At 60.3% G+C, this 18,222-nt stretch carries 19 protein-coding genes and 1 tRNA gene; all 20 read left to right on the plus strand.

The window, feature by feature from the left end:
• Nucleotides 1-7: 7 nt before the first annotated feature.
• The 20 genes from GYK42_RS13590 to nuoL all read left to right on the plus strand — a co-directional run bounded on the left by GYK42_RS13590 (nucleotide 8) and on the right by nuoL (nucleotide 18,198).
• The gene (locus GYK42_RS13590) at nucleotides 8-1,954 is read left to right on the plus strand and encodes a methyl-accepting chemotaxis protein (protein WP_166447944.1); all 1,947 of its coding nucleotides are present in this window, start codon (nucleotides 8-10) and stop codon (nucleotides 1,952-1,954) included.
• A gap of 153 nt (nucleotides 1,955-2,107) precedes the next feature.
• Nucleotides 2,108-2,317, plus strand: coding sequence for a hypothetical protein (locus GYK42_RS13595; protein ID WP_166447945.1), 210 nt, complete (start codon nucleotides 2,108-2,110; stop codon nucleotides 2,315-2,317).
• Nucleotides 2,318-2,438: 121 nt separating this feature from the next.
• Nucleotides 2,439-3,200 carry a GIN domain-containing protein gene (locus GYK42_RS13600; RefSeq protein WP_046684565.1) on the plus strand — a complete coding sequence of 254 codons (762 nt, stop codon included), beginning with the start codon at nucleotides 2,439-2,441 and terminating at the stop codon, nucleotides 3,198-3,200.
• A 64-nt stretch (nucleotides 3,201-3,264) separates the two neighbouring features.
• Complete coding sequence (locus GYK42_RS13605) at nucleotides 3,265-3,873, plus strand: tetratricopeptide repeat protein (RefSeq protein ID WP_166447946.1); 609 nt, start codon at nucleotides 3,265-3,267, stop codon at nucleotides 3,871-3,873.
• Between the two features lie 70 nt (nucleotides 3,874-3,943).
• Nucleotides 3,944-4,924 carry an NAD(P)H-quinone oxidoreductase gene (locus tag GYK42_RS13610; protein ID WP_166447947.1) on the plus strand — a complete coding sequence of 327 codons (981 nt, stop codon included), beginning with the start codon at nucleotides 3,944-3,946 and terminating at the stop codon, nucleotides 4,922-4,924.
• Nucleotides 4,925-4,996: 72 nt separating this feature from the next.
• A complete protein-coding gene (tpiA, locus tag GYK42_RS13615) occupies nucleotides 4,997-5,746 on the plus strand; it encodes a triose-phosphate isomerase (protein ID WP_166447948.1) in 750 nt (249 codons plus the stop codon).
• Nucleotides 5,747-5,774: 28 nt separating this feature from the next.
• On the plus strand, nucleotides 5,775-6,164 hold the full coding sequence (secG, locus tag GYK42_RS13620; protein WP_166447949.1) for a preprotein translocase subunit SecG: 390 nt from the start codon (nucleotides 5,775-5,777) through the stop codon (nucleotides 6,162-6,164).
• 191 nt (nucleotides 6,165-6,355) lie between these two features.
• Nucleotides 6,356-6,440, plus strand: a tRNA-Leu gene (locus tag GYK42_RS13625).
• A 177-nt stretch (nucleotides 6,441-6,617) separates the two neighbouring features.
• Nucleotides 6,618-6,977 (plus strand): NADH-quinone oxidoreductase subunit A, encoded by a 360-nt coding sequence (locus tag GYK42_RS13630; protein ID WP_010399734.1) that lies wholly within the window; start codon nucleotides 6,618-6,620, stop codon nucleotides 6,975-6,977.
• Nucleotides 6,978-6,980: 3 nt separating this feature from the next.
• Complete coding sequence (locus GYK42_RS13635; RefSeq protein WP_010399733.1) at nucleotides 6,981-7,457, plus strand: NuoB/complex I 20 kDa subunit family protein; 477 nt, start codon at nucleotides 6,981-6,983, stop codon at nucleotides 7,455-7,457.
• A 17-nt stretch (nucleotides 7,458-7,474) separates the two neighbouring features.
• Nucleotides 7,475-8,068, plus strand: a complete 594-nt coding sequence (locus GYK42_RS13640) for an NADH-quinone oxidoreductase subunit C (protein ID WP_101482092.1) — start codon at nucleotides 7,475-7,477, stop codon at nucleotides 8,066-8,068.
• The gene (locus GYK42_RS13645) at nucleotides 8,068-9,321 is read left to right on the plus strand and encodes an NADH-quinone oxidoreductase subunit D (RefSeq protein WP_034749992.1); all 1,254 of its coding nucleotides are present in this window, start codon (nucleotides 8,068-8,070) and stop codon (nucleotides 9,319-9,321) included. The genes GYK42_RS13640 and GYK42_RS13645 overlap by 1 nt, the downstream gene beginning before the upstream one ends.
• A 12-nt stretch (nucleotides 9,322-9,333) precedes the next feature.
• Entirely contained in the window at nucleotides 9,334-9,813 is a 480-nt protein-coding gene (gene nuoE / locus GYK42_RS13650) for an NADH-quinone oxidoreductase subunit NuoE (RefSeq protein ID WP_035820520.1), read from the plus strand.
• Nucleotides 9,810-11,105, plus strand: coding sequence for an NADH-quinone oxidoreductase subunit NuoF (gene nuoF / locus GYK42_RS13655; protein WP_010399729.1), 1,296 nt, complete (start codon nucleotides 9,810-9,812; stop codon nucleotides 11,103-11,105). The genes nuoE and nuoF overlap by 4 nt, the downstream gene beginning before the upstream one ends.
• A gap of 22 nt (nucleotides 11,106-11,127) precedes the next feature.
• Nucleotides 11,128-13,461, plus strand: a complete 2,334-nt coding sequence (nuoG, locus tag GYK42_RS13660) for an NADH-quinone oxidoreductase subunit NuoG (protein ID WP_166447950.1) — start codon at nucleotides 11,128-11,130, stop codon at nucleotides 13,459-13,461.
• Entirely contained in the window at nucleotides 13,461-14,543 is a 1,083-nt protein-coding gene (gene nuoH, locus GYK42_RS13665; protein ID WP_071076363.1) for an NADH-quinone oxidoreductase subunit NuoH, read from the plus strand. Before nuoG ends, nuoH begins: the two co-directional genes overlap by 1 nt.
• Nucleotides 14,544-14,557: 14 nt before the next feature.
• Entirely contained in the window at nucleotides 14,558-15,046 is a 489-nt protein-coding gene (gene nuoI, locus GYK42_RS13670) for an NADH-quinone oxidoreductase subunit NuoI (protein WP_010399726.1), read from the plus strand.
• Between the two features lie 65 nt (nucleotides 15,047-15,111).
• Nucleotides 15,112-15,744, plus strand: coding sequence for an NADH-quinone oxidoreductase subunit J (locus tag GYK42_RS13675; protein WP_034779507.1), 633 nt, complete (start codon nucleotides 15,112-15,114; stop codon nucleotides 15,742-15,744).
• Complete coding sequence (nuoK, locus tag GYK42_RS13680) at nucleotides 15,741-16,049, plus strand: NADH-quinone oxidoreductase subunit NuoK (protein WP_010399724.1); 309 nt, start codon at nucleotides 15,741-15,743, stop codon at nucleotides 16,047-16,049. The genes GYK42_RS13675 and nuoK overlap by 4 nt, the downstream gene beginning before the upstream one ends.
• A 46-nt stretch (nucleotides 16,050-16,095) precedes the next feature.
• Complete coding sequence (gene nuoL / locus GYK42_RS13685) at nucleotides 16,096-18,198, plus strand: NADH-quinone oxidoreductase subunit L (protein ID WP_166447951.1); 2,103 nt, start codon at nucleotides 16,096-16,098, stop codon at nucleotides 18,196-18,198.
• Nucleotides 18,199-18,222 lie beyond the last annotated feature (24 nt).

The raw sequence follows: 18,222 nt of genomic DNA on the forward strand, positions 1-18,222 counted from the left end.
ATGCACCATGTTGTCCTCCCTTAAGGCGCGGCTGATCGCCATCGCCGTTTCCATCGTCGTGCTGGCCATGCTGGCCGTCGCCATCGCCAATTTCTTCACGACGCGGTCCAGCACCCTGGCCGCGCTCGACACGCAGATGCTGCAGTTGTCGCACAGCCACGCGCAGGCCATCGCCGAATGGCTGCGTTCCAAGCAAGCCGTCGTGGGCTCGCTCAAGCAGGGCGCCACGGCGGCCGATCCGCTGCCGGCCCTCAAGGCGGCCGAGCAGGCGGGCACCTTCGACATGGCGTATATCGGCTTTGCCGACAAGCACGCCGTCTTTTCGCAGGAGCGCAAGCGCGCCGCCGACTACGATCCCACGGCGCGGCCCTGGTACAAGCTGGCGTCCGAAGTGGGCGGCCCCATCATCACGGCACCGTATATCGGCGCCAGCACGGGCAAGCTGGTGGTGACGTTTGCCGAGCCGCTGGGCGGCAAGGGCAGCGTGACGGGCGTGATGGCGGCCGACGTGATGATGGATGCGGTGGTGCAAAACGTCGCCTCGATCAAGCCGACCGCATCGAGCTACGCCTTCCTCGTCGATGGCGGCGGCAAGATCATCGCCCACCCTGACGACAAGCTGACCCTGAAACCGCTGGCCGAACTGGACCCCGGCCTGAGCGCGCAGGCGCTGGCCGATATCGAAAAGAGCGGCGATGGTGCCGCCATTCGCCTCGGCGACCGTAACGGCATCTTGCATGTAAGCAAAGTACCGGGCAGCGACTGGTTGCTGGCGACCGTGCTCGACCGGGCGGAAGCGACGCAAGCATTGAGCTCCATGCTGCGCGCCTCGGCCTTGACGGCCTTGCTGGTGCTGGCCCTGGCCGCCACGGTATTGAGCGTGCTGGTGGCGCGCGCCTTGCGCCGCCTGGGTCTGGTGCGCGATGCGATGGAAGCGATCGCCACGGGCGACGGCGACCTGACCAGCCGCCTCGACGCGGAAGGAACGGACGAGCTGGCGCAGATCGCCAAGGCATTCAACTTGTTCGTCGAAAAGATCGCCACCGTGCTGGTGCAGATCCGCAGCATCAGCACGCTGGTGCGCAGCGAATCGGCCGATATTGCCGCCGGTAATGCCGACCTGTCTTCGCGCACGGAAGCGCAGGCGGGCGCGCTGGAAGAAACAGCCAGCTCGATGGATGAGCTGACGTCGACCGTCAAGCAGAATGCGGAAAACGCACATGCAGCCAATGAGCTGGCCGTGTCCGCCTCGGAAGTGGCGGCCAAGGGCGGCCGCGTGGTGCAGCAAGTGGTGGGCACCATGGCCGGCATCCAGGAAAGCTCGCGCAAGATCGTCGACATCATCGGCGTGATCGATGGCATCGCTTTCCAGACGAATATCCTGGCCTTGAACGCGGCCGTCGAGGCGGCGCGCGCGGGCGAGCAGGGCAGGGGCTTTGCCGTGGTGGCGTCGGAAGTGCGCAATCTGGCGCAACGCTCCGCCGGTGCGGCGAAGGAAATCAAGGAATTGATCGGCGACTCGGTCGAGAAGGTCGATGCGGGCGGCCGCCTCGTCAATGAAGCAGGCCAGACCATGGACCAGGTGGTGGCGTCGGTACAGCAATTGACGACCATCATGAGCGAGATCACGGTGGCCAGCCGCGAACAGAGCGCCGGCATCGGCGAGATCAATACGGCCGTCACGCACATGGATACCATGACGCAGCAAAACGCGGCCCTCGTCGAGCAGGCGGCCGCTGCCGCGGAAAGCTTGCAGGAGCAGGCCGTGGACCTGGCGCAAGCCGTCGGCATGTTCCGCCTGGGCGATGCCGGTCCTGCCGCGGCACACGCACCCGTGACGCGCCTCAAGGCCAAGCCAGCCTCTCTTGCACAGCGTGCGCCAGCCCGCGCGCTGTCGCCGAGCAAGCCCGTCAAGGCGGCCAAGTCCGGCGCCGACGAGTGGGAAGAGTTTTAAGGAGGCGCGTAGCGATCTGCACGTTCATCCGCGTTTTTGTCAGGCCAGCCTGCCAAAAATGCAGTTCGTCGCAATCGGCGTGCCTGCCGGGGGCGGTATGGCTATAGTGACACCATACCGCAAGCCCACTGCCAGACACCCGAGGAGAACAACATGAACGTCGCTAAAAACATGGAAGTCATTGCCGTTGCCGCCGCCATCCTGTTTGGCGTCAGCTGCTACGCCATCGCCCCGGCCGCTCCGGCCCTGCAAGTGGCCAGTTCCACGACCACCCTGGCCGCGCCAGTGGACAAGGCTGCCATGCAAGTGGTGGTCGTCAAGGCCAAGCGCCTGAGCACCGCCGAAAAAGCCCGTTTCGCCTGATTGATTGTCAGCCCGATTGTCAGCCGTTTTCGGCGCTGCTACAGTGTTGGTCAATGGCAATGCGCGCAAGCCCCACGAGGGTGCCGCGACACATAAAAACAAGATACCGAGGATGCACTACATGAAAAAGATACTGCAATTGGCGCTGCTGTTCCTGGCGACGTTGGGCCTGGTGCGCGGCGTAGCCGCGGAGACCCGCTTGCTGGAAATGCGCAACGTCGACGCCCGCGTGGTGCGTGTCAAGCTCGATGGCGTGATGGAAGTGCGTATTCGCCAGGGCAACGTGGCTTCGCTGAGCATCACGGCCGACAAGCGCTACATCGCCGATGTCAGCACGGCGCAAAGCGGCGATACCCTGCACATCGAAACGGAAGTGCGCGGCTTCAAGCTCGGCCCTTCGTCGATCCGCGCCGACCTGGTCCTGCCGAACTTGCGCGAGCTGAGTTCGGAAGGTTTTGGCAGCACGGACATTACGGGTTTCAAGGGCGAGGAACTGACCCTGTCGCTGGAAGGGGCGGGCAGCATCAAGCTGGTGGGCGACTACCGCAAGCTCAATGCCAGCCTGGGCGGCGTGGGCAGCATGCAGATCTGGATAGGCAATAATGAGCGTGCGGAACTGGACTTGCAGGGCGCCGGTTCCGTGGTGCTGGGCGGACGCGGGCGCATCCTGAAAGCGAGCCTGGGCGGCCTGGGCAGCCTGAATGCGCAGCAGTTCGAAGTCGATGCCGTCAACCTGGAACTGAGCGGCCTGGGCAATGCCACGGTGAATGCCCATACGAATGCCAAGCTGAACCTGAGCGGACTCGGTTCGGTGGTGGTGTACGGCAAGCCGGCCAACCGCGATGTCAGCGTCGAGGGCCTGGGTAAAGTCAGCTGGAAGTAAAAGCATCCTGCCGCAGGCTTTATTGGCAGAACAAGAATAAGTAGTCAGACCACATCCCATTCCGATGAAAAAACTGATCATTACATTACTCATGCTGTTGACGATACAGCTACCCGCGCGGGCTGGCTTCCTCGAAGGCGCCAGCGCCTACAACAACAAGAATTACGCGCTGGCCTACAAGGAAATCCTGCCACTGGCCAAGACCGGCAACGCTGATGCCCAGCACTTGCTGGGCTTGATGTATTACATGGGACGGGGCTTGCCGCAGGATTACAAGCAAGCCATGTTCTGGCATCGCAAGGCGGCCGACCAGGGCAAGGCCGACGCCCAGTATGTGGTGGGCGCCATGTATTACACGGGCAATGCCGTGCTGCAAGATCACAAGCAGGCCGTGGGCTGGTTCCGCAAGGCGGCCGAGCAGAACCACGCCGAGGCGCAGCAGGTGCTGGGCCTGATGTACCGCTATCACATGGGCGGCGTGCAGCAGGATAACGTCATCGCCTACATGCTGTGGAATCTGGCGGCCGCGAACGGCAACGCGAATGCGGCCGACCAGCGCGCCGCCGTGGTGCGCAAGATGACGCACGAGCAAGTCGAGGAAGGGCAGGCCCTGTCGGCGAAATGGAAGCCGGGCACGCCGCTGCCGCGCCAGTCGAAGACGGGCGGTGCCTAGGGCGGGAGGCTCCCTGCAAGGGTGGGCGGCTTGGCGTACAATCGCCGTTTTCCCTTGAAAGAGTCCCGCCATGCGTGCAGTTGCTATCAGCCAGCCAGGTCCCGCCGACGTCTTGCAGATCGCCGAGCGTCCCGTTCCCGCCTTCAAGGCAGGCGAATTGCTGATCAAGGTGCACGCGGCCGGCATCAACCGCCCCGACGTGCTGCAGCGCCTGGGCAAGTATGCGCCGCCAGCCGGCGCATCCGACCTGCCGGGCCTGGAAGTGGCGGGCGAAATCGTCGATGGCGATTTTTCCAATACTGAATTCAGCAAGGGTGACCTGGTCTGCGCGCTGGTGCAGGGCGGCGGCTATGCCGAATACTGCGCGGCGCCCGCCGGCCAGTGCCTGCCCTTGCCGCAAGGCTTGACGGCGCTGGAAGGCGCGTCCCTGCCGGAAAACTTCTTTACCGTCTGGAGTAATGTCTTCGACCGCTGCGCGCTGGCCGATGGTGAAACGTTACTGGTGCAGGGCGGCACGTCCGGCATCGGCGTGACGGCCATTCAATTGGCGGCCGCGCTGGGTCACCGCGTGTTCGCCACGGCCGGCAGCGACGAGAAGGCACGCGCCTGCGAAGCGCTGGGCGCCGAACGTGGCATCAATTACCGCACGGAAGATTTCGTTGCCGTCGTCAAGGAGCTAACCGGCGGCAAGGGCGTCGACGTCATCCTCGACATGGTGGGCGGCGACTACTTGCCGCGCGAAATCGATTGCCTGGCCGACGACGGGCGCATCGGCCTGATCGCCGTGCAGGGCGGCACCAGGGCGGAGCTGGACCTGGGCACCTTGCTGCGCCGTCGCTTGACGGTGACGGGTTCCACCTTGCGTCCCCGTTCGGTCGCCTTCAAGGCGGCCATCGCGAATCGCCTGCGCACGACCGTCTGGCCGCTGATCGAGGCGGGCAAGATCAAGCCCGTGATCTATAAAACCTTCCCATTGGAAAAGGCCAACGAGGCGCATGCCTTGATGGAGGCGAGCACGCATGTGGGCAAGATCATGTTGCAAGTTGTTTGAAACGGGGCACTGCCTGTTTGACCGGCATCGGTGCCGGAGTTAGAATGACGGGTTATTAGAATTTAGGCTACTATGCGTCGCAAACTCGTCGTCGGAAATTGGAAAATGAACGGCAGTCGCACCTCGAACGCGGTGTTATTGTCTGAAATAGTTGCTGGCCTGGCTGCCTCTGGCGCCGCCAGCGCCGTCTGTGTGCCTGCGCCGTATCTGGCGCAGTGCCAGGCGCAATTGGCAGGCACGGCTCTCGGCTGGGGTGCGCAGGATGTGTCCGCGCATGCCAGCGGCGCCTACACGGGAGAAATCTCGGTCGCCATGCTGCAGGATTTCGGCTGCGGCTATGTGGTGATCGGGCACTCCGAGCGCCGCGCCTACCATGGCGAGAGCGATGCGCAAGTGGCCGCCAAGACGGTTGCCGCGCTGGCGGCGGGCATCACGCCTATCGTCTGCATCGGCGAGACGCTGGCGCAGCGCGAAGCGGGCCAGACCGACGCCGTCGTGGCGCAGCAGCTGGGCGCTGTGCTGGCGGCGATTTCCGCCGACGACGTGGCGAAACTGGTGCTGGCCTACGAGCCGGTCTGGGCCATCGGCACGGGCAAGACGGCCACGCCGCAAATGGCGCAGGACGTGCATCAGGTATTGCGCGGCCAGCTGGCGGCAAAGAATGCGGTAGCAGCGGCCGGCGTACAGATCCTGTACGGCGGCAGCATGAAGCCGGAGAACGCAAAAGAATTGATGGCGATGCCGGATATCGATGGCGGTCTGATCGGTGGGGCAGCATTGAAGGCGGCGGATTTCCTGGCAATTATTCACGCCGCTGATTGAATTAATTTAAACTAAGAATGGAATTGCAATGAACATGATGTTCAATCTGGTAGTGGTAGTACAGGTTATTTCGGCATTGTCGATTATCGCGCTGGTGTTGTTGCAGCACGGTAAGGGCGCCGACATGGGCGCCGCGTTCGGTTCGGGCGCCTCGGGCAGCCTGTTCGGTGCGACGGGTTCGTCGAACTTCATGTCGAAATCGACGGGCGTCGCCGCCGCGATCTTCTTCGGTGCCACCCTGGCCCTGTCGCTGATGGCCAATCAGCGCGCCACGACGGTCGGCGGCGGCGTGATGGATAAAGTCGTCAAGCCAGTGCCGGTCACCGGCGCGGGCGCGATCCCGACGACGGTGCCTGCGGCAGCTCCGGCAGCGGCGGCACCGGTTGCCAGCACCCCGGCTGGCGCGATTCCAAAGTAATTTTGTAGGAACTCGATACCTCATCGAGAGTAATTCTCATTACGGGCAGATTATTGCTCAATGTTTCAGCAGCGCGGCAGGAAAAAATCGTGACGCGCTGGAAGATGTAAAAATTTATCGTTTTTATCTGTGTTTTGATGCATTTGTGCATTAACTTTAGCGGCAAAGCAGAGTAGAATACGGGCCTTACCGCCGACGTGGTGAAATTGGTAGACACGCTATCTTGAGGGGGTAGTGGCGAAAGCTGTACGAGTTCGAGTCTCGTCGTCGGCACCAGAAATCAGAAGCCAGCAACGGCGCACGAGCCATGGCTCGTACAAAGTTGCTGGCTTTTTTTACGAGGATGTGTCGTTCGATCCTGGTCTTAGCTTTGATTGGGGTCGTGCGTTAGATACGCTGCAAATGATCGCAGCGTCCTCATTTAACCGATCGTTCAATATAAGCTCATCAATCGTGAACCTCGAAAATTACTTCCCCGTCCTGCTGTTTATTATTATCGGCCTTGGTGTCGGTATCGCTCCCCAGCTCCTGGGGCGCCTGTTAGGTCCTAACAAGCCTGACGCAGCAAAACTCTCCCCGTACGAATGTGGCTTTGAAGCATTCGAAGACGCGCGCATGAAATTTGATGTGCGCTACTATCTGGTCGCAATCCTGTTTATTTTGTTCGATCTGGAAACGGCATTCTTTTTCCCATGGGGCGTTGCAATGCGCGACCTGGGCTGGGCCGGTTTCGTCACGATGATGGTGTTCATCGCTGAATTCGTGGTCGGATTTTGGTACATTTGGAAGAAAGGTGCCCTTGACTGGGAATAAGCCATGGCTATTGAAGGCGTATTAAGCGAAGGTTTCATCACCACCTCGGCCGACAAGCTGATCAACTGGGCGCGCACCGGGTCTATGTTCCCGATGACGTTCGGTCTGGCCTGCTGTGCGGTCGAAATGATGCATGTGGGCGCAGCCCGCTACGATATGGACCGTTTCGGCGTCGTGTTTCGTCCGTCGCCGCGTCAGTCCGACGTCATGATCGTTGCCGGCACCCTGTGCAACAAGATGGCGCCGGCCCTGCGCAAGGTCTACGACCAGATGGCGGAGCCACGCTGGGTCATCTCGATGGGGTCCTGCGCCAATGGCGGCGGGTACTACCATTACTCCTATTCCGTGGTGCGCGGTTGCGACCGCATCGTGCCCGTCGACGTGTATGTGCCTGGCTGTCCTCCGACCGCTGAAGCCTTGCTGTACGGCATCATGCAGTTGCAGAACAAGATCAAGCGTACCAGCACGATCGCACGCTAACCGGGCCGCTTCAGATTATGACAACACATTTAGAAGTATTGCAAAACGCCCTCGGCACTGCCCTGGGCGATCGCGTTAGCACGACGGTTGCGCTGGGCGAAGTCACCCTGGTCGTCAAGGCCGAGGACTACCTGGCCGTAATGCAGACCCTGCGCGACGATCCGACCTTGCATTTTGAGCAATTGCTCGACCTGTGCGGCGTTGACTACTCGACCTATGGCGATGGTAGCTGGGATGGCCTGCGTTTCGCGGCCGTCTCGCACTTGCTGTCGGTCAAGCACAACTGGCGCGTGCGCGTGCGCGTGTTTGCGCCCGACGACGACATGCCGCTGCTGCCATCCGTGGTGAACATCTGGCGTGCCGTCAACTGGTACGAGCGCGAAGCGTTCGACTTGCTGGGCATCCTCTTCGAAGGCCACAACGACTTGCGTCGCCTGCTGACTGACTACGGTTTCATCGGCCATCCGTTCCGCAAGGATTTCCCCGTCTCCGGCTATGTCGAGATGCGTTACGATCCGGAACAAAAGCGCGTGATTTACCAGCCCGTGACGATCGAGCCGCGGGAAAACGTGCCGCGCGTGATCCGCGAAGAACATTACGGGATGAAATAATGGCTGAGATTAAGAACTACACCCTGAACTTTGGGCCACAGCATCCGGCCGCGCACGGTGTGCTGCGCCTGGTGCTGGAGATGGATGGCGAAGTCATCCAGCGCGCCGACCCGCATATCGGCCTGCTGCACCGCGCCACCGAAAAGCTGGCCGAACAGAAGACCTACCTGCAATCCGTGCCGTACATGGACCGTCTCGACTATGTGTCGATGATGTGCAATGAACACGCGTACGTGATGGCGATTGAAAAGATGCTGGGCCTGGAAGTGCCGCTGCGCGCGCAATACATCCGCGTCATGTTCGACGAGATGACGCGCATCCTGAATCACCTGATGTGGCTCGGTACCCACGCGCTCGACGTTGGCGCCATGGGCCCGTTCCTGTATTGTTTCCGCGACCGCGAAGACTTGTTCGACGCCTACGAGGCAGTGTCGGGCGCGCGCATGCACGCGGCCTACTACCGTCCGGGCGGCGTGTACCGCGACCTGCCGGACGCGATGCCGCAGCACAAGGCGTCGATTATCCGCAATGCCAAGGCCATCGGCAAACTCAATGAAAACCGCCAGGGTTCCCTGCTGGACTTCATCGAAGACTTCGCGCGCCGCTTCCCGAACTCGGTCGACGAGTACGAAACGCTGCTGACCGACAACCGTATCTGGAAACAGCGTACTGTCGGCATCGGCGTGGTCTCGCCGGAAGATGCGCTGGCCATGGGCTTTACGGGCGCCATGCTGCGCGGCTCGGGCGTGCAGTGGGACTTGCGCAAGAAGCAGCCGTACGAAGTGTACGACCTGATGGACTTCGACATTCCTATCGGCACCAACGGCGATTGCTACGACCGCTACCTGGTCCGCGTGGAAGAGCTGCGCCAGTCGAACCGCATCATCAAGCAATGCGTGGAGTGGCTGCGCAACAATGAAGGTCCTGTCATGACCAGCAACCGCAAGGTGGCGCCTCCGGGCCGCGTCGACATGAAGACCAACATGGAGTCCTTGATTCACCACTTCAAGCTGTTTACGGAAGGTTTCCACGTGCCGCCAGGCGAGGCCTACAGCGCCGTGGAACATCCGAAGGGCGAGTTCGGCGTGTACCTGGTGTCCGATGGCGCCAACAAGCCGTACCGCATGAAACTGCGCGCGCCAGACTACGCCCACTTGCAGTCGCTCGACGAAATGGCGCGTGGGCACATGCTTGCCGACGCCGTGACCATCATCGGGACGCAAGACATCGTGTTCGGCAGTATTGACCGCTAAGAGGCAAAAAGTATGTTGTTATCAGAGCAATGCTATAAGAAAATTGACCGCGAGCTGGCCAAGTACCCGGCCGACCAGCGTCAGTCGGCCGTGATGGCCGCGCTGGCCCACGCCCAGGATGAACTGGGCTGGCTGGCGCCGGAAACCATGAAGGAACTGGCCGATTACATCGGCATGCCGGCTATTGCTGTGCAGGAAGTGGCCACGTTCTACAATATGTACAACGTGAAACCCGTGGGCAAGCACAAGATCACCGTGTGCACCAACCTGCCATGCGCCCTGTCGGGCGGCGTGCGCGCTGCAGAGTACCTGAAGCAGAAACTGGGCATCGATTTCCGCGAAACCACCGCTGACGGCCAGTTCACCCTGGTTGAAGGCGAGTGCATGGGTGCTTGCGGCGATGCGCCTGTCTTGCTGGTCAGTAATAAAACCATGTGCAGCTGGATGTCGAACGAGAAAATCGACGCCATGCTGGAGGAACTCAAGAAATGACGTCACTCCACAACCGCCATATCGATCCATTGATCCTGAAGGATCTGGATGGCAAGAACTGGCATTTGCAAGACTATGTGAACCGCGGCGGCTATTCGGCCCTGCGGCGTATCCTGGAAGAGAAAATCACGCCGGAACAGATCATCGCCGACCTCAAGGCTTCGTCCTTGCGCGGCCGTGGCGGCGCGGGTTTCCCTACCGGCTTGAAGTGGAGCTTCATGCCGCGCCAGTTCCCGGGCCAGAAATACCTCGTCTGCAATACAGATGAAGGCGAGCCGGGCACTTTCAAGGACCGCGACATCATTCGTTACAATCCCCATGCGCTGATCGAAGGCATGGCCATTGGCGCTTATGCGATGGGCATCACGGTGGGCTACAACTATATCCACGGTGAAATCTTCCAGGAATACCTGCGTTTCGAAGAAGCGCTGGAAGAGGCGCGCGCCGCCGGCTTCCTAGGCGACAAGATCATGGGCAGCGAGTTCTCGTTCCAGTTGCATGCGCACCATGGTTATGGCGCCTACATCTGCGGCGAAGAAACGGCTTTGCTGGAATCGCTGGAAGGCAAGAAAGGCCAGCCGCGCTTCAAGCCGCCTTTCCCTGCCTCGTTTGGCCTGTACGGCAAGCCGACGACGATCAACAACACGGAAACCTTCGCGGCCGTGCCATTCGTGCTGAACATCGGTCCAGAGAAATACCTGGCGATGGGCAAGCCGAACAACGGCGGTTCGAAGATCTTCTCGATCTCGGGCGACGTGGAAAAACCGGGCAACTACGAAGTGCCGCTCGGCACCCCGTTTGCGACCCTGCTGGAACTGGCAGGTGGCATGCGCGGTGGCAAAAAGATCAAGGCCGTGATCCCTGGCGGTTCGTCCGCTCCGGTGATCCGCGGCGACATCATGATGCAGACCGACCTGGACTACGACTCGATCGCGAAAGCCGGTTCGATGTTGGGTTCGGGCGCCGTTATCGTGATGGACGAAACACGCTGCATGGTAAAGGCGCTGGAACGCCTGTCCTACTTCTACTTTGAAGAATCGTGCGGTCAGTGTACGCCTTGCCGTGAAGGCACAGGCTGGATGTACCGCATGGTGCATCGCATCGAGCAGGGGCAGGGTCGTCCAGACGACCTGGACATGCTCAACTCGATCGCCGACAACATCCAGGGCCGCACCATTTGCGCGCTGGGCGATGCGGCTGCCATGCCGGTACGGGCCTTCATTAAGAATTTCCGTGAAGAATTTGAATATCATATCGAGCACAAGCATTGCTTAGTGCCCGCATATATCTAAGCTGCGTCAGGTAACGATCACCATGGTTGAAATCGAAATAGACGGCAAAAAAGTCGAAGTCCCTGCTGGTAGCATGGTGATGGACGCCGCCAACAAATTGGGAACCTACATTCCGCACTTCTGCTATCACAAGAAATTGTCGATCGCAGCGAACTGCCGCATGTGCCTGGTCGAAGTGGAAAAGGCGCCGAAGCCTTTGCCCGCTTGTGCGACCCCGGTCAGTGCCGGCATGATCGTGCGCTCCGCCAGCGATAAAGCTGTGCAGGCGCAAAAGTCGGTCATGGAATTCTTGCTGATTAACCACCCGCTCGATTGCCCGATCTGCGATCAGGGCGGCGAATGCCAGTTGCAAGACTTGGCAGTGGGCTACGGCAAGAGCGAATCGCGCTACAAGGAAGACAAGCGCGTTGTGACTCCGAAGGAAGCCGGTCCGCTGGTGTCCATGCAGGAAATGTCGCGCTGCATCCAGTGCACCCGTTGCGTACGCTTTGGCCAAGAAGTGGCCGGCGTGATGGAGCTGGGCATGATCGGCCGCGGCGAACACTCGGAAATCGTGTCCTTCGTCGGCCAGTCCGTCGATTCGGAACTGTCGGGCAACATGATCGACCTGTGCCCGGTTGGCGCACTGACCTCGAAGCCGTTCCGCTACAGCGCCCGTACGTGGGAACTGTCGCGCCGCAAATCGGTCAGCCCGCATGATGGCTTGGGTACGAACCTGATCGTGCAAGTGAAAGCTGGCAAGGTCAAGCGCGTGCTGCCGCTGGAAAACGAAGCCGTCAACGAGTGCTGGATCTCGGACAAGGACCGTTTCTCGTACGAAGCGCTGGACAGCGCCGAACGCCTGACGTCCCCGATGCTGAAACAAGGCAACGAGTGGAAAGAAGTCGATTGGCAGACCGCGCTGGAATACGTGGCGCACGGTTTGAAAAACATCAAGCACGAACATGGCGCCGACGCCATCGCCGCGCTGGCAACGCCGCATTCGACCGTCGAAGAACTGGTCCTGCTGCAAAAGGTAGCGCACGGTCTCGGCAGCGAGAACGTCGACTTCCGCCTGCGCCAGACCGACTTCGCGCTGGACGCTGGCGTCAAGCCATGGCTGGGTATGCCGATCAACGAATTTGGCCAGATCAAGCGCGCCTTCGTCATCGGCTCGTTCCTGCGCAAGGATCACCCATTGCTGGCCACGCGTTTGCGCGCGTCCGTCAAGGGCGGCGCCAAGCTGTCGATCCTGCACGCCTCGGACGATGATCAACTGATCACCATCGCCAACAAGATGATCGTCGCGCCAGGCGATTGGCTGGCGGCCTTGTCGGAAGTGGTTGTCGCTGTTGCGAAAGCCAAAGAAATCGCCGCGCCAAACGGTTTCGAAGCGGTTGCCGCATCGGACGTGGCAGTGGCCATCGCCGCCAGCCTGATGGCTGGCGACCATGGCGCAGTGCTGCTGGGTAACGCGGCAACGCAACATCCGCAAGCGTCGCAACTGCATGCTGCCGCGCAATGGATCGCCGAACAGACGGGCGCCAAGCTCGGTTACCTGACGGAAGCGGCCAACACGGTAGGCGCGCACCTGGTCGCCAAGCCGCGCGCCAACGTGCAAGCTGCCTTTGCCGTACCGAAGAAAGCCTACGTGCTGCTGCACGCCGAGCCGGAACTGGACGCCGCCAATCCACAAGCTGCCCGCGCCGCCCTGGATGGCGCCGAGATGGTCGTGGCCATGTCCGCCTTCAAGCACGGCATGGATTACGCCGATGTCTTGCTGCCGATCGCCCCGTTCGCTGAAACCTCGGGCACCTTCGTGAACTGCGAAGGCCGCGCGCAAAGCTTCAACGGCACCGTGAAACCGCTGGCGGAAACCCGTCCAGCCTGGAAAGTGCTGCGCGTCCTGGGCAACATCCTGGGCCTGGCCGGTTTCGACTACGACACTTCCGAAGCGATCCGCGACGAAGCGTTTGGCGCTGGCGTGACCGATCTGTCGGCACAGCTGAATAACATCGCCAAGAACGCACCGGAAGCGGCAACGTACGCGCCGGCTTCGCCTGCGCTGCAACGCATCGCCGACGTGCCGATCTACTTCGCCGACGCGCTGGTACGCCGCTCCGAACCGTTGCAACGCACGGTCGATGGCGCCGCGCCGCAAGCACACCTGTCCGCCGAACTGGCTGGCAAGCTGGGCATCAAGGCGGGCGACAAGGTCAAAGTGGCGCAAGGCTCCGGCAGCGCCATCCTGGTGGCGGCAATTCACGCCGGCCTGCCAGCCAATGTGGTCAAGGTGTCGGCGGCGCATGCCTCGACGGCTGGCCTGGGCGGCATGTTCGGTGACATCACAGTTGAAACAGCAGAGGGGAAAATCTGATGGCTCTGCCTGAATTTGTAAACGTCATCAACAGCAGCGGCCAGGATTTGCTGGGCGGCTCGTGGCCGTTCTTCTGGACCCTGATCAAGATCCTGTGCGTGCTGTTGCCGCTGATGGGCCTGGTTGCCTACCTGACCTTGTGGGAACGCAAGCTGATCGGCTGGATCCAGATCCGCGTCGGCCCGAACCGCGTGGGTCCGTTGGGCTTGCTGCAGCCGATCGCCGATGCGCTGAAACTCTTGTTTAAAGAGATCATCATCCCGTCCAAGGCCGCCAAGGGCCTGTTCGTGATCGGTCCGATCATGACCATCATGCCGGCCCTGGCCGCCTGGTCGGTCGTGCCCTTCGGTCCGCAAGCCGTGCTGGCCAACGTCAATGCCGGCTTGCTGATGCTGCTGGCGATTACCTCGATGGAAGTCTACGGCATCATTATCGCCGGCTGGGCCTCGAACTCGAAGTACTCGTTCATGGGCGCCATGCGCGCTTCGGCACAGATGATTTCGTATGAAATCCCGATGGGCTTCGTGATGGTCATCGTGCTGATGGTCTCGGGCAGCCTGAACTTCATCGACATCGTCGGCGGCCAGCAAATCGGCTTCTTCGCCGACAAGGGCGTCAACTTCCTGTCGTGGAACTGGCTGCCGCTGCTGCCGATGTTCGTCATCTATCTGGTGTCGGGCCTGGCTGAAGCCAACCGTCACCCATTCGACGTCGTCGAAGGCGAGTCGGAAATTGTGGCCGGCCACATGGTCGAGTACTCGGGCATGGCCTACGCCATGTTCATGCTGGCCGAATACGCCAACATGATCCTGATCGGCGCCCTGGCTTCGATCATGTTCCTCGGCGGCTGGTCCGCACCATTTGCCTTCCTCGAGTTCTGGGGTGGTTTCGGCGGCTTCTTCTGGCTGTTCGCCAAGACCTTCTTTATCGTGTCGGTGTTCATCTGGGTGCGCGGTACTTTCCCACGCTACCGTTATGACCAGATCATGCGCCTCGGCTGGAAAGTGTTTATCCCGTTGACGCTGGTCTACCTGGTCTTCGTCGCTGCCTGGATGCAGACATCCTGGAATATTTGGAAGTAAGAGAGTGCATACGAATGGATAAGGTAAAAGATTTCTTCAGCAGCCTCTTGTTAGGCGAGCTGATCAAGGGCATGGCGCTGACAGGCAAGTACATGTTTTCGCGCAAGATCACGGTGCAATTCCCGGAAGAGAAGACACCGATCTCGCCGCGTTTCCGTGGCTTGCACGCGCTGCGCCGCTACCCGAACGGCGAGGAACGTTGCATCGCCTGCAAACTGTGCGAAGCGGTTTGCCCGGCGATGGCCATCACGATCGAATCGGAACAGCGTGACGACGGCTCGCGCCGCACCACGCGTTACGATATTGACTTGACCAAGTGCATCTTCTGCGGTTTCTGCGAAGAGTCCTGCCCGGTCGATTCGATCGTCGAGACGCAAATCCTGGAATACCACGGCGAGAAACGCGGGGATTTGTATTACACGAAAGAGATGTTGCTGGCCGTAGGTGATCGTTATGAAAATGACATCGCCGCTGCGCGCGCCGCCGACGCACCTTATCGCTGATGGATGCGCCGTAGCCATTGGCTGCGGCGCGCCCCTCGTTCATCTGTACGTCTATTGGGTTTTTTATGGACTTTAAAACAATTTTGTTTTACGCCTTCGCGCTGATCTTGATTCTGGCAGCGACGCGCGTCATCACGGCCCGTAATCCGGTCCACGCAGTACTGTTCCTGGTACTGTCCTTCTTTTCCGCGGCGGGCATCTGGATGCTGCTGCAAGCTGAATTCCTGGCCATCGTGCTGGTATTGGTGTACGTCGGCGCCGTGATGGTGCTGTTCCTCTTCGTGGTCATGATGCTCGATATCAATATCGACCGCATGCGCGAGGGCTTCTGGGGCTATCTGCCTTTGTCGGTGACGGTGGGCGTGATCATCGTGCTGGAAATGGCCGCTGTCCTGTGGCACGGTTTCCGTAACTTTGCCCCTAGCATCGCGCCGGTCAACGTCAACCTGGGCGGCACCAAGGAACTGGGCCTGCTGATCTACACGAAATACGTGTTTGCCTTCGAGATCGCTGCCGTCGTGCTGTTGGTGGCCATCGTTGCCGCCGTCGCGCTGACCCTGCGCAAACGCAAGGACACCAAGCATTTTGCTCCGGGCGATGCCGTGCGCGTCAAGCGCAACGACCGCCTGAAGATCATCAAGATGGACGCGGTTGTCGAGCGTCCTGCGGCTGAGCCGGAAGTTAAGGAGGCACCATGACATTATCGCTCACACATTTTTTGGTCCTGGGCGCGATCCTGTTCGCAATCTCGATCGTCGGTATTTTCCTGAACCGCAAGAACATCATCGTATTGCTGATGGCAATCGAATTGATGCTGCTGGCGGTGAATATGAATTTCATCGCGTTCTCCCATTTCATGGGCGACGCGGCCGGTCAGATCTTCGTTTTCTTCATCCTGACGGTTGCCGCCGCTGAGTCGGCTATCGGTCTGGCTATTCTGGTGGTGATGTTCCGTAATCTGGATACCATCAACGTCGAAGACCTGGACAGCCTCAAAGGCTGATGTTTTTCAGACTCGATCTCTCGAATAATAACGATTAAGGTTCATCATGGCGGGGCAACTCCTCAACCCTAACCTCCTTCTTGCCGTACCGCTGGCGCCGCTGGCCGGTGCCGCGATTGCAGGCTTGCTTGGCACCCAGTTCCTGGGTAATTTGGTCGGACGCAAGACGTCGCATACCGCGACGATCCTGGGCGTACTGATTGCGTTCATCCTGTCCGTGCAGACACTGCTGGCAGTGATGGATGGCGCGACATTCAATGGCACGATCTATAACTGGATGACGATCGGCACCCTGAAGATGGAAGTGGGCTTCCAGATCGATTCGCTGTCGGCGATGATGATGTGCGTGGTCACCTTCGTTTCCCTGATGGTGCACATCTACACGATCGGCTACATGAAGGACGATGAAGGCTACAACCGCTTCTTCGCCTACATCTCGCTGTTCACGTTCTCGATGCTGATGCTGGTCATGGCCAACAACTTCCTGCAACTGTTCTTCGGTTGGGAAGCCGTGGGCCTGGTCTCTTACCTGCTGATCGGTTTCTGGTACCAGCGTCCGACGGCCATCGTGGCCAACATGAAGGCTTTCCTCGTCAACCGCGTGGGCGACTTCGGCTTCATCCTCGGCATTGGCCTGCTGCTGGCATTCGCCGGCACCATGAACTACCAGGAAGTATTCGCCAAGAAAGACGAACTGGCGCTCTTGAGCCTGCCAGGTACCGACTGGGCCCTGCTGACCGTGGCCTGCATCTGCCTGTTCATCGGCGCGATGGGCAAATCGGCGCAGTTCCCGCTGCACGTGTGGCTGCCTGACTCGATGGAAGGTCCTACCCCGATCTCGGCACTGATCCACGCCGCGACGATGGTGACGGCCGGTATCTTCATGGTCTCGCGCATGTCGCCGCTGTTCGAACTGTCCGACACGGCACTGTCCTTCATCCTGGTGATCGGCTCCATCACGGCGCTGTTCATGGGCTTTTTGGGCATCATCCAGAACGACATCAAGCGCGTTGTCGCTTACTCGACCCTGTCGCAGCTCGGCTACATGACCGTCGCGCTCGGTTCGTCCGCGTACTCCGTGGCCGTGTTCCACCTGATGACGCACGCATTCTTCAAGGCACTGCTGTTCCTGGGCGCCGGTTCCGTCATCATCGGCATGCACCACGACCAGGACATCCGCAACATGGGCGGCCTGCGCAAGTACATGCCGATCACCTGGATCACGTCACTGGTCGGTTCGCTTGCCCTGATCGGCACGCCGCTGTTCTCCGGTTTCTACTCGAAAGACAGCATCATCGAAGCCGTCGAAGCGACGCATATCTGGGGCGCTGGCTTTGCCCAGTTCGCCGTGCTGGCTGGCGTGTTCGTCACCGCCTTCTACTCGTTCCGCATGTACTTCCTCGTCTTCCATGGCAAGGAACGTTTCGGCCAGGCGCATGCGCACGGCCATGACGACCATCACGCACCGAAAGCGGCCCATGGCGCGCACGGCGATGCTCATGATGACCATGGTCATGAAGAAGAGGAAGACGACCACGCGCACCACGGTCTGGAACCTGGCCAGAAGCCGCACGAGTCCCCGTTCGTCGTCTGGTTCCCGCTGGTGATGCTGGCGATCCCGTCGCTGATTATCGGTTACCTGACGATCGGCCCGATGCTGCATGGCGATTTCTTCAAGGGCGTGATCTTCGTCGGCGAAAACCATCCAGCAATGGAAGAGTTGTCGCATGAATTCCACGGCGCAATGGCGATGGCGATCCACGGCCTGTCGACGGCACCGTTCTGGCTGGCATTGTCCGGCGTGGTGGCAGCTTACTACTGCTACATGGTCAACCCGCGTGTGCCGGCCTGGTTCTTTGCCAAGTTCCACGCGATCCACACCCTGCTGGACAACAAGTACTACATGGACAAGTTCAATGAAGTCGTGTTCGCCGGCGGTGCCCGCTTGCTGGGTAATGGCCTGTGGAACTTCGGTGACAAGAAGCTGATCGACGGTTTCGTCGTCAATGGTAGCGCCAAGGTCGTCGCCTGGCTGTCCTCGCTGTCGCGAGTGCTGCAGACCGGCTACATCTATCACTATGCATTCGTGATGATCCTGGGCGTGCTGGGCTTCCTGATCTATTTCCTGCCATTCTGGCCCGCTAAGTAAGCTGACCTGATAAAAGAATACTGA

This window comes from Janthinobacterium lividum, from assembly GCF_011601275.1.
GTDB classification, from domain to species: domain Bacteria; phylum Pseudomonadota; class Gammaproteobacteria; order Burkholderiales; family Burkholderiaceae_D; genus Janthinobacterium; species Janthinobacterium lividum_E.